Consider the following 12,677-nt stretch of genomic DNA (forward strand, 5'->3'; position numbering starts at 1 on the left):
AAACTAGGAAAAGTTTCCTTCGTTTCATTTCTATTCTACGACTTAAGTATACCGAATTGAATACGCTAGCTCAACGGGAACAGAAGAAATTTTTTGAACTTTATTTTCATGAAAAAACGTAAATAGTGTGTAATTAATAAGAGAAAGTGAGAGCGTATTGTTTCACGTTTTTTTAGCCCTTTTTCGCAAATGTTAGAACCTATTGATTTTCATACCTCGACCAACCCCACCAATTTGGAACTAGCTCTTCAAGGGGAATCGTTTCTCGTTTCTGATAATCAACCATAATTTCTGTATCTTTATTTTTTTGAGAAAACTGTAGCAATAATTCTCTACAAGCACCGCAGGGCATTCCGCCCAGACCTTCAGGTGCTTCACTTCGAAAAGTGATGATACGTTTTATAACGGTTTGACCACTATTCATATACATATTTAAAGCGGCTGTCCGTTCAGCACATAAATCCATTACGCCACTGCAACTTTCAATACAAAAACCAGTGTAAATTTCGCCGTTTTCACTTTCTAAAGCACTGACTACATGGTGTGCATAAATAAATGGCGTGACTTCTGTGGGATAATATACTTTTTTCGCTTTTTCATACAAGGTTTCCCAGATATCCATAAATGTACCTCCGTTATTTAGTGATGGTCTTAATTATAGCAAGTGGCTACTGTAAAAGACAATGAACGTTTGTAATTAAAAAATGCTGGAGTGAAGAAGTATCCTCATTCCAGCTACATGCTCTTTATTTGCTTTTTAATTGGATTCTTCCCGAAAAGATTTCACTCTTTTTACACCTCTCCAAAGGTTGAGAAGTGCCAATATTGCACCTAAAATGAGTGGAAGCCACAGTATTTCTGTTGCATAGCCTAATGTTTCTAGTTGTTCAGTAGCATGACTGTCTTCCAAAGTCCATAACCCTTGTAGCACCTGAAAACTAAACGCCATCATAAAGGATGAGATCAGTAAAAGAACGAATCCGATATAATGCAGCTTGCTTTTTTTTCTAATAATAGCAAATACAACATATAAAAAAAGTAGAAAGATGGGGACGCCAAAAGCAAAGTATGGATTTAACATAGAAAAGCCTCCGTATGTAAAAATTGAATAATATAATTTGTTAGAAATACAACTATCCGTTGCTCCATGACTCAATCATACTGCAATTTTTTCAATTTGCAAAATATATTTTTTGTTAAAGCTATAGTTATTACAAATGACAAAGTGTTTATTTTCTACTAAACTAAAGAAGAAGGAGTGAGTTCTAAATGTCAGCTTATGCAGCACCAATCAAAACTGCGATAATCGTTTTTCCTTTTTTAGCCTTTGCGATTTCATTTGTGCTTGTGATTCGTGAATACCGGAAATACGGAACATTTTTATTCAGAAGAGCACTAATACTTTATTCATTTGTTTTCTATTTACTATGCGCTTATTTTTTAATTATTTTACCACTGCCGCCTCGAGCTGAGGTAGCGCAATATACGAGCCAAATGTTAGAACTGCGGCCGTTTTATTTTGTTAACCGTTTTATGCAAGAGACGGTCTTGAATATTCATGATCCAAGTACCTTTATCCCAGCGTTAAGGCAAGGCGTCGTGTTGGAGCCGGTTTTCAACGTTCTGTTGCTCGTTCCTTTTGGGGTGTATTTACGTTATTATTACAAACTTTCATTCAAAAAAGTAGTTCTCGCTAGTTTTCTCTTGTCGCTGTTTTTTGAGTTAACGCAGTTGAGCGGGTTGTATTTTATTTATCCTAGACCTTATCGGTTAGCGGACGTGAATGATTTGATCAATAATACGTTTGGTGGAATTGTCGGTTATACGATTACACCGATGTTGACCTTTTTATTTCCAACAAGAGACGAGTTGGATGAAGCCGCCTATGAAAAAGGGCAATCCGTTAGTTTATTTCGGCGTTTTGTGGCTTTTTTGATCGATTGGTTTGTGATTTCGATTGTGCAAGCGATTGGGATGTTTACGCTCAATTTAATCCCAGAATACAAACAATGGTTTGTGGGATATCCTGCATTAGAAGGACGAGTCTGGTTTTTCGCTATGGTGTTTATAGTGTTTATGTTGCTACCTAAGCTTACGAATGGGGAAACAATCGGCAAGAAAGTTGTGCGTATTCAAGTTGTAGAAGAAGGGCATGAAAAAATTCGTTTCAGAGCGTTATTTATCCGGTATGGTTATTTGTATGTTGTTTATGGTTTGATCAGTTCTTACATGACGAGTTCAGCTGATTTACTCAATTCTAGTAATCGGATGTTACAGTTAGTGAGTCTTATGTTGTTTCTATTTTGCTCGTTTCTATTATTGCTATTTTTCATTAATGTTCTGTATGTATTGGTTAGAAAGAAGCGTCGATTATTTTATGAAAAGGCGAGCCATACCTATACGATCAGCACGATAAAAAGAGAGGAAAATGTAGAAAATCAATAAGGAATCGCAGTTTTTGTGGTATAATGCATGAGGACTTACACAACAAGTTTGAAAGAGGTGAGGTAAATGAGTTCATTTAAACAATTTCAGTTCAACGATTTTATCATGGAAGCACTAGCAGATAAAGGGTTTGAACAACCAACAGAAGTACAAGAAAAATTGATCCCAGTGATTAAAAAAGGCAAAAGTGTTATCGGTCAATCCCAAACAGGAAGCGGCAAGACCCATACATTTTTATTACCATTGATGAATAAAGTTAACCCTCAATTAGATGAGGTACAAATCTTGATCACGGCACCAAGTCGTGAGTTAGCGAATCAAATTTATCAAGAAGCGATTCAAATCGCAAAATTCAGTCAACCTGAAATGCGTGTGACAAATTTTGTTGGCGGTACAGACAAACAACGTCAAATCGCAAAATTAAAGAATCAACAACCTCATGTGGTGATTGGAACGCCAGGTCGTATTTTAGATTTGATGAATGAACAAGCATTAAAAGCGCACACTGCTTTTGCGTTTGTTGTCGATGAAGCGGATATGACACTCGACATGGGCTTTTTAGAAGAAGTCGATCAGATTGCTGGACGTTTGCCTGATAAGCTGCAAATGTTGGTTTTCTCTGCGACAATTCCTGAAAAATTAAAACCATTCTTGAAGAAGTATATGGAGAATCCAGTTATAGAGCATATTCAACCAAAGAATATTATTTCTGAAACGATTGATAATTGGTTGATTTCAACTAAAGGGAAAGACAAAAATCGTCTAATTTACCAATTATTGACGATTGGTCATCCGTATCTAGTGATCGTGTTTGCTAATACCAAACAACGCGTAGATGAAATTACGGATTATTTAAAAGATCAAGGGCTGAAAGTAGCAAAAATTCATGGCGATATCTCTCCAAGAGAACGTAAACGTGTAATGCGTCAAGTGCAAGATCTTGAATTTCAATATGTCGTAGCAACTGATTTGGCTGCACGAGGAATCGATATTGAAGGCGTTTCTCATGTGATCAATGCGGAAGTACCAAGTGATTTGGATTTCTTTATTCACCGTGTTGGTCGAACAGGTAGAAATGGGTTAGATGGTACTGCGATCACATTGTATTCTCCAGCTGATGAGGAAGCAATTTCCGAAGTTGAGCAAATCGGTATCAAGTTTCAGCCTAAGGAAATCAAAAATGGTGAATTGGTCGACACTTATGACCGAAATCGTCGTACAAAACGTGAAAAAACCAAAGATGCTTTAGAAGATCCAACTTTGATTGGTTTGGTTAAAAAGAAAAAGAAAAAAATCAAACCAGGTTACAAGAAAAAAATCGAGTGGGCGATTTCAGCAAGTAATAAACAAAAACGTAAAGTCGAACGTCGTCAACAAACACGGACAGCTAAAAAATCGAAGAAAAATAGTTATAAATAAAAATAAACAGCTAGATGTCAGAGACATTTTAGCTGCTTATTTTTTTGATCATTTCAACACATAATAGGCCATCTTCTAAATATTCCTCAGAATTTACAGAGTAATTCAACGCTTCATAAAAAGTCAATGCCGTCTTTTCTGCGGAGAGCGTACTGAATAGATAACCCTCTTTTACAGCCGTTTCTTCTAATAATAAAAGTAACTGTTTTCCAATTCCTTGTCCTCGATACTCTTTTCTTACACAAAAGCGATCAGGTTGAATGGTCTGTTCGTCTTTTTTCTGATAACGAATCGTAGCGACGGCTAGTGAGTTTTCATACACAACAAAATAATTGCGATCATTTGTGTCAAGCTCGTCAAATTCATCTTGTAAGGCAATTCCTTGTTCTAAAACAAAAACCTCATAACGCAAAGCAAATGCTGCTGCTTGGTGCCAAATTTCATTGCCAAAATGAGTATGCATATCAGTCCTCCAGATAATTTTCTTAGTGAAAGGTTCATTCAGTGGTATACTTAATCATAGCAAATAGTTTAAAGGTCATCTAGGGTTATTGGCTAGCTTGACTTTTAAAATACGAGGAGGGTTTGGTTTGGACCTATTTGAACAAAGTGAATGGGCAAATTGGAAGAATTTAAATGATAATGAAAAAATCGCTTTATTACAGCAATTATTGATGTATTTTGTACCACCAACAATTGAAGTCAGTACGATTGAATTAGTCAATTTTGAATTATATGGCATCAAATGTCGTACGTTTGAATTAGAGTTGGATGGTGAACTGTTTGTCTTTATTCCAGGAAATAGTGAGGCAATCCTTGGCTGGGATTTAGGGGCAGAAGGGTTACGTGCTCATGAATTACTGGGATTTGATGTGGAAAGTTTAGAGAAAAACACGTTTAAAACAACACTGACAAACGAAGTGATCGATTCTGCTACTGAGTGGGTTGAAGCAGAAACGTCCTATGATTTAACATCTTTAGAAGGAATTTCTGAATACATAAACCAACAGACAACAGAGTTGAGGAAAGTCAAAATACCAGCGATGTTTGTTCAAAAATATGCACTACCTGCTTGCACTGAATTTCTAGGCATTTTTGATACTGTTACAGGGACATTTGAAGGTGAGATCGAACAATTTGTTTCCTTTGAAAATCAGATTTGTGAAAAGCTGTTTCCGACATTGTCGGCTGCTGAAAGTCTGAGCTGGACATTTCCTCAATCCCTTTTAGAAAAAAATAAATTCTATTTAGAGTTTTTGCCTGAATCTGATTACTATTTTGTATATAGCCACTCTGACTATACTCATGATGAATTAGCGTTATCACTAAAAAGAACGGGTTTCGGTTTACTATCAGAAGATCAATGGGAGTTTGCTGTTGGTGCAGGAACTCGTCGCTTATTTCGTTGGGGAAATGAGTTATTGATTCAGGAAAATGAATCTGGCCGTCAAATCAAAAGTAAGATGGACGGGGGAAATATGTTTGGTCTAGTCGTTGATACACAAAAAAATCGCTATGAGCTAACAACTGATCCAACTGCATCAAAATTAGTGAAACAAACTTCACCACGCAATACGTTGATTGAAGAAATGTTACCGTTATCGACTTATTTTAGTCCAAATCATGCGATCTTACCTGAACAAAAGCTAAGTCCTACTGATTATTTATATCGAAAAGTCATTCGGATTGAAAATTAAATAGAAAACATTGACATTTTTTTGAAGATTCCTTATACTTTATAAGGAAACTAAAGGATATGATTTATTTTTTCGTGTTTACAGAAAGTTCTTCATTGCTGAAAGAAGGATAACACAAAAATGGAATTGCTCCCTTTCAGTCATTTTGGTAGAAATACCAACGCCACTCAGCGTTAGCGAGTTTAAGAGGTAATGAATGTTTCAAGCGACTTCATTGCAAACAAGGTGGTACCGCGATTTTTCGTCCTTGTATTGCAGTGAAGGCCGCTTTTTTTGTTGCACAAGATCAACTAATTAGTGAAGAAAGTAGGAATAAAACCATGAAACAACTATCAAGTAGCCAAGTTCGTCAAATGTATTTAGACTTTTTCAAATCAAAAGGACACTCTATTGAGCCAAGTGCATCTTTAGTACCAGTCAATGATCCAACGTTGTTATGGATCAACTCAGGTGTTGCCACATTGAAGAAATATTTTGATGGGTCAGTCGTTCCTGAAAACCCAAGAATTACCAATGCTCAAAAATCAATCCGTACCAACGATATAGAAAACGTTGGGAAAACGGCTCGTCACCATACCATGTTTGAAATGTTAGGGAATTTTTCGATCGGTGATTATTTTAAAAAGGAAGCAATCCACTGGGCTTGGGAATTTTTGACTTCACCTGACTGGATGGCTTTTGACCCTGAAAAATTATACGTAACAGTTTATCCAAAAGATACAGAAGCAAAACGTATTTGGCATGAAGAAGTTGGTTTAACGATGGATCACATCATTGATATTGAAGATAACTTCTGGGATATTGGCGCGGGTCCATGTGGTCCGGATTCAGAGATTTTTTATGATCGCGGGGAGTCTTTCAATGATGTTGCTGAAGATGATCCAGAAAACTATCCTGGTGGAGAAAATGAGCGTTATTTAGAAATTTGGAACTTAGTATTTTCTGAATTCAACCATCAAGCAGACGACAGCTATGAACCATTACCACATAAAAACATTGATACGGGGATGGGCTTAGAACGAATGGTTTCGATCGTTCAAAATGCACCAACGAACTTTGAAACAGATTTATTTATGCCAATTATTCACGCTGTTGAAAAATTAAGTGGGCAAGTTACTTATGGTCAATCACCACAAACAGATATTTCATTTAAAGTGATCGCTGACCATATTCGTGCTTTATCATTTGCAATCGGGGATGGAGCGTTACCTTCAAATGAAGGTCGTGGCTATGTGTTACGTCGTTTATTGCGCCGTGCTGTTATGCATGGGAAAAAATTAGGGATCAATGAAGCCTTTTTATACAAATTAGTGCCAGTTGTAGGAAACGTGATGGTTAGTTATTACCCAGAAGTCTTACAGCAAAAAGAATTTATTGAAAAAGTTGTTCGGACAGAAGAAGAACGTTTCCATGAAACAATCAACGAAGGACTAGATATTTTAAATGAACTGATTGGTAAAGTAAAAGCAGACAATCAAGACACTTTAAACGGGAAAGACATCTTCAAACTATATGATACCTATGGTTTCCCAGTTGAATTGACAGAAGAAGTAGCAGAAGATTCAGACTTGAAAGTCGATCATGCTGGCTTTGAAAAAGAAATGGAAGCTCAAAGAGAACGTGCTCGTTCGGCTCGTAGCAAAGCCACTTCGATGGGTGTACAATCTGCAGTCTTGACAGATATCAAAGTTGAAAGTAAATTTGTTGGTTATAGTCAGTTAGAGGCAAGCAGCAAACTATTGATTATTTTAAAAGACGAAGAAATTCTAAGTGAACTTTCAGAAGGTACTGCACAATTGATTTTTGCTGAAACACCTTTTTATGCTGAAATGGGTGGACAAGTAGCGGATCATGGAACAATCAAGGATCAAAATGGAACGATTGTCGCTCATGTAGAAAATGTGTTAAAAGCACCAAATGGTCAATTCTTACACACGGTTCAAGTGATGGGCACATTAACAGAAGGGGCTGTCTATGAATTGCATGTGGATGAAAAAATGCGCAATCGCATTTTGAAAAACCATACAGCAACTCATTTATTGCACCGTGCCTTAAAGGATATTTTAGGGGATCATGCCAATCAAGCAGGTTCATTAGTAGCTCCTGGACATTTACGTTTTGACTTTACTCATTTTGGTCAAGTTACAGCAGAAGAATTAGTTCAAATGGAAGCAATCGTCAATGAAAAAATCTGGGAAGCCATTCCAGTTGAGACGGTTGAAACAGATATCGATACAGCGAAGAACATGGGGGCCATGGCGTTGTTTGGTGAGAAATATGGGAAAGAAGTTCGTGTTGTGAATATCGGTGGTTATTCAATCGAGCTTTGTGGTGGAACCCATGTGAAAAATACAGAAGATATTGGTATTTTCAAAATTGTGTCTGAATCTGGAATCGGTGCAGGTGTCCGTCGGATCGAAGCCGTGACAAGCAAAGAAGCGTATGAGTTAATGCACGAAGAAGAGCAACAACTAAAAACAATTGCAGGAATCGTCAAATCACCTCAACTGAAAGAAGTTGTTTCAAAAACAGAACAATTACAGCAACAATTGCGTGATTTACAAAAAGAAAATGAACAACTTGCAGGAAAATTAGCGAATCAACAAGCAGGAGACATTTTCAAAGAGATCAAAGAAATTAATGGGACAACGTACATTGCTGCACAAGTCAATGTAAAAGATATGAATCAATTACGTCAATTAGCGGATCAATGGAAACAAAAAGAACTTTCTGATGTGTTGGTTTTAGCAACAGCGCAAGAGGAAAAAGTTAGCTTGTTAGCAGCGATGTCAAAAGCAGCTAATGAGAAAGGCTTAAAAGCAGGCGATTTGATCAAAACAATTGCACCAAAAGTTGGCGGCGGCGGCGGCGGTCGTCCCGATATGGCACAAGCTGGCGGTAAAAATCCAGCGGGAATCAATGATGCTTTAACAGAAGTTGCCAATTGGTTAGCAAAATAGCAGACAAAAAGAGCCTTAACCTACAGAAAAGTATATAACAATAGAGTTCATGATGAAACGGATAGCTCGTTTTATTTTGGACTCTATTTTTGTGTCTTGAAGTGCTAATTCTTTCTTTTTTTCATTTTGTTGTTAGATTTAAATTAGTATCACTCAGAAATATTTAATGAAACGAGCATAGCTTTAGAAAATCATTGGGCTTTCTTTTGAAAAAAATAGCGTGATTAGGACCTATCTAAGAACTAATGCCCAAAGAATTGAAGGCTTAGGAAATAAGAGCTGACTAGAAGCTTATGAATCAACCTTTTTTCACTTCCCATGAAATTGAATTCTTCACTTTAAGAGAGGAGAGAATTGGATGGCTAAACCTAAAAGTCCGATAGAGCTTTTTGAAACAGGTGAAAATTTCTATAGCCAACATTATTTTGGCGTTCATCAAGTGCAGCAGGGAGAACAAACTGGTTTTATTTTTAGGGTTTGGGCACCAAATGCTCAAGCACTTTGGCTAGTTGGAGACTTTAATGAGTGGAAGCGATCATTACCACTACGAAAGGATGCACATTTTGGTGTCTGGGAAATTTTTACACCATTACCAAAAGTGGGGGATTTTTATAAATTTTTGGTCAAACAAGCAGATGGCAGAGAGGTCTACAAAATCGATCTTTTTGCGACTACATTTGAAAAGCGTCCGAATAATGCGGCTGTAATCCAAACGGTCCCTGAAAGAAAATGGCGTGACAAAGCATGGCAAAACAGTGCTAAACAATCCGGTCAGCTTGACCAACCGTTAACAATTTATGAAGTTCATGCCAGTTCTTGGGCATGTGATGAAGAGGGTACGCCATATACTTTTAAACAACTTCAAGAAACTTTGATTCCTTATGTGAAAGAGCTAGGTTTTACACATATTGAATTTATGCCGTTAATGGAGCATCCTCTGGCTGAGTCTTGGGGCTATCAGTTGACTGGCTATTTTGCTCTTTGCTCAGCGTCTGGAACACTTGATGGGTTCCAACAGTTCGTGGAGACCTGTCATTTAAATGGTATTGGTGTTTTAGTTGATTGGGTGCCAGGACATTTTTGTATTAATGATGATGGACTTGCCAAATATGATGGATCGCCACAATTTGAATATCAAGATCCTGTTAAAGCCAAAAATATTCGCTGGGGTTCGCTAAATTTTGATCTAAGTAAACCTCAAGTTCAAAGTTTTTTGATTTCAAGTGCCTTGTATTGGATCGAAATGGTTCATATTGATGGAATTCGGGTTGATGCAGTTTCGAATATGTTGTATTTAGATTATGATGAAGGACCATTTTCATTAAATGATGACGGCAGTAATCGTAATTGGCCTGGTTTTTACTTTTTAGAAAAACTGAATGCGGTAATCAAACAAGCACATCCAGGTGTGATCATGATCGCGTAAGAAAGTTCCTCGTAAATATAAAATTTGATGTGTCGTTAGCACAATTTATCTACGCTGGTGCTGATTTGTTCTGGATGCCCTCTGCAACTGAACCATGCGGCTTATCTCAAATGATTGCTATGCGTTATGGAACGTTGCCGATCGTCCACGAAGTAGGCGGGTTAAAAGACACGGTTCTCCCGTATGATCCTACCACAAAAACGGGAACAGGCTTTGGTTTTTCTGAATTTAGCTCGTATTCCTTGATGTATAGTACACTAACCGCCATTGATCTTTATAGAAAGGATCAGCAGACATGGCAACAGTTAATCAAAAACGCAATGGAAAAAGATTTTAGCTGGGAAAAATCGAGTCAAGTCTATCTGGATTTATATAAAGAGATCATTCAAGTGGGATGAAGTAATGCTGTTTTTCGTTTTTAAGTATTGACGACAGCATAAAACCAAGGTATACTTTTAGCGAGAAATGAATAGCCAAAGAAAACTATGAGGTGTTTTTGTGAGTGTAAGTATCTAATCTAAGGAAATGAATAGCTGAAGAATAAACGACCATTTTTAGATGGCTTCTTTAGTGTACTTACGTTGATACCTATCTTAACTCATACAAAAATACTAGATAGACTGCAGGATGACTGTTTTTATTTAGTGATTATTGAGGGATGAAGGGAACACTTCATCCCTTTTTCTATTTTTCAATCAAGATCATTGCTGTAGCTAAAAAGTAAATTCTTTGTCCTATTCAAAAGAAGGTAGGTATCTCTTAATTAAAAGGAGAGATACAGATGAATCAAGAAACCTATAATAAAACACAATTTAATCAAATCAAAGAAAAATTAATGACCTATACCATCAGTTCCTATGGAAAAGAGCTAATCAAACGACTGCAACCAAACAGTCATTTAGAGGTAGTGAAAAAACGATTACAAGAAACCTCCGAAGCGAAAGCACTGCTTATGGCCAATTTGCATGTCCCATTTATGGGATTAAACAACATTGAGCATTTGACCAATCAAGTTGAAAAAGGCTTTATTTTAGAACCAACTGAATTACTTAGCTATGCAGATTTTCTTAGGAGTAGTCGTTTGATCCAAGCCTTTATGCAGAAAAATGAATTTATCGCACCGCTTTTAGCCAGATATAGTGATTCATTACAACTATTTTCAATGATCGAGGATGAAATCTATCAAGTCATTCGGAACAATCAAGTGGAAAATGATGCTAGTCGTGAACTACGTAAAGTTCGTCGGGCCATTCAAGAGTGTGAAAAAGAAATTGAAGCGAAACTAACGTCATTTCTTAGAAATGCACAAAATAAGCCTAAAATTCAAGAAGCGATCGTGGTCAAGAAAAATGAACGTTATACCATACCGATCAAAGCTACCTATAAAAATCAAATCTCTGGAACCATCGTGGATGCGTCCTCTAAAGGAACAACGGTTTTTGTAGAGCCAAAAACGGTAACGAAGTTAAATGACAAACTCTATCAACTGAAAATGGAAGAAGCGACAGAAGTCTATCAAATTTTATCGACACTGACTGGTCTGATTGCCGAACAAATGGTTGCTATCCAGTCAAATCTAGAAGTAGTGGCACAATATGACATGATCTTTGCGAAGGCCAAATATAGTAGAGAGATCAATGGAATAGAACCAGAGATTAACCAAGACGGCATCATTGAGTTTGTAAATGTAAAACACACTTTGCTAGGAGAAAACGCTGTTCCATTAAATGTAACACTAGGACAAGAATATCGAGGATTAACGATCACAGGTCCGAATGCAGGTGGCAAGACGGTTGTGCTCAAAACAGTTGGACTGATTACCTTACAAACGATGATCGGTGTACAAATCATCGCGGATGCTGGGACAAATGTTGGGATTTTTGATCAGATTTTTGTAGATATTGGGGATCAGCAAAGTATAGAAAACGCCTTAAGTACCTTTTCAGGTCATATGCAGAATATCTCTGAAATTCTTGCTAAAACAAAACGAAACAGTTTGATTTTATTAGATGAAATTGGGAGTGGAACCGAACCAAATGAAGGAGCCGCTTTGGCGATCGCAATCATGGAAGCTTTTTATAAAAAAGGAAGTATCTTGATTACAACGACCCATTATGGTGAAATTAAACGATTTTCAGAACAACATGAAGACTTTTTAACCGCAGCGATGGCCTTTGATTCTGAAAATTTAATGCCGAAATACCAGTTGATTTTAGGGGAGACTGGAGAGAGTAACGCCTTTTGGATCGCAAACAAAATGAATTTGGATGAACACGTCGTAAAACAAGCGCAAAACTATTTACACAATCGCAATTACTCGACCGAAAAAGAACATTCATTGCAAAAAGTAAGAAAGCCAAAAAAACAACCGATTTTTCCGACTTACGAAAAAGGGGATCGTGTATTTTGGACAGAGAAAAAGACAATCGGCTTAATTTTTGAATTAATCGAACTATCAGATGAGGTCATCATTTTTGTCGAAAACCAAAAAGTAAGAGTACCTAAACGCCAATTGAAATTGGATCGTAGCGCAAAAGAATTATATCCACCAAACTAAGATTTAGACTCTTTATTTGAAGATTACCATGAGCGTAAAAAGATTCGTGATCTAGAGCGAGGATCTAAAAAAGCCCATAAGAAATTAAGAAAAGAGATGCAAGCTAGAACAATTCAAAGAGAAGAATAACTGTACTAGCGATTTTAAGTAAATGAGAGGAAGACAAAAGTCTT

General features: G+C 36.9%; 7 protein-coding genes and 3 pseudogenes. 7 read left to right on the forward strand and 3 right to left on the reverse strand.

What is annotated here, in order from left to right; all coding sequences use genetic code 11:
- Positions 1 to 199: 199 nt before the first annotated feature.
- Both ATZ35_RS11560 and ATZ35_RS11565 read right to left on the reverse strand, forming a co-directional pair.
- Positions 200 to 622: a cytidine deaminase family protein gene (locus tag ATZ35_RS11560; RefSeq protein WP_069638665.1), complete on the reverse strand. Its 423-nt coding sequence runs from the start codon at positions 620 to 622 to the stop codon at positions 200 to 202.
- Positions 623 to 757: 135 nt separating this feature from the next.
- Entirely contained in the window at positions 758 to 1,081 is a 324-nt protein-coding gene (locus ATZ35_RS11565; protein WP_208927368.1) for a hypothetical protein, read from the reverse strand.
- A gap of 188 nt (positions 1,082 to 1,269) precedes the next feature.
- Here ATZ35_RS11565 and ATZ35_RS11570 point away from each other — a divergent pair, with 188 nt between their 5' ends.
- Positions 1,270 to 2,445: a VanZ family protein gene (locus tag ATZ35_RS11570; RefSeq protein ID WP_208927369.1), complete on the forward strand. Its 1,176-nt coding sequence runs from the start codon at positions 1,270 to 1,272 to the stop codon at positions 2,443 to 2,445.
- A gap of 66 nt (positions 2,446 to 2,511) precedes the next feature.
- Positions 2,512 to 3,864, forward strand: coding sequence for a DEAD/DEAH box helicase (locus ATZ35_RS11575; RefSeq protein WP_208927370.1), 1,353 nt, complete (start codon positions 2,512 to 2,514; stop codon positions 3,862 to 3,864).
- A 28-nt stretch (positions 3,865 to 3,892) separates the two neighbouring features.
- Here ATZ35_RS11575 and ATZ35_RS11580 read toward each other — a convergent pair whose 3' ends face one another.
- Positions 3,893 to 4,327: a GNAT family N-acetyltransferase gene (locus tag ATZ35_RS11580; RefSeq protein ID WP_208927371.1), complete on the reverse strand. Its 435-nt coding sequence runs from the start codon at positions 4,325 to 4,327 to the stop codon at positions 3,893 to 3,895.
- 127 nt (positions 4,328 to 4,454) lie between these two features.
- On the opposite strand from ATZ35_RS11580, the gene ATZ35_RS11585 reads away from it, so the two are divergent.
- The 5 genes and pseudogenes from ATZ35_RS11585 to ATZ35_RS11605 all read left to right on the forward strand — a co-directional run bounded on the left by ATZ35_RS11585 (position 4,455) and on the right by ATZ35_RS11605 (position 12,633).
- Entirely contained in the window at positions 4,455 to 5,561 is a 1,107-nt protein-coding gene (locus ATZ35_RS11585; RefSeq protein ID WP_208927372.1) for a DUF7278 family profilin-like fold-containing protein, read from the forward strand.
- 320 nt (positions 5,562 to 5,881) lie between these two features.
- Complete coding sequence (gene alaS / locus ATZ35_RS11590; protein ID WP_208927373.1) at positions 5,882 to 8,521, forward strand: alanine--tRNA ligase; 2,640 nt, start codon at positions 5,882 to 5,884, stop codon at positions 8,519 to 8,521.
- A 358-nt stretch (positions 8,522 to 8,879) separates the two neighbouring features.
- Positions 8,880 to 9,944: pseudogene (locus tag ATZ35_RS11595) on the forward strand (alpha-amylase family glycosyl hydrolase); the annotation flags it as partial.
- A gap of 20 nt (positions 9,945 to 9,964) precedes the next feature.
- A pseudogene (locus tag ATZ35_RS11600) lies at positions 9,965 to 10,345 on the forward strand (glycosyltransferase); the annotation flags it as partial.
- 383 nt (positions 10,346 to 10,728) lie between these two features.
- A pseudogene (locus ATZ35_RS11605) lies at positions 10,729 to 12,633 on the forward strand (endonuclease MutS2).
- Positions 12,634 to 12,677: the final 44 nt, after the last annotated feature.

Origin of the sequence: Enterococcus rotai, from assembly GCF_001465345.1 — a bacterium.
Lineage (GTDB): Bacteria > Bacillota > Bacilli > Lactobacillales > Enterococcaceae > Enterococcus_L > Enterococcus_L rotai.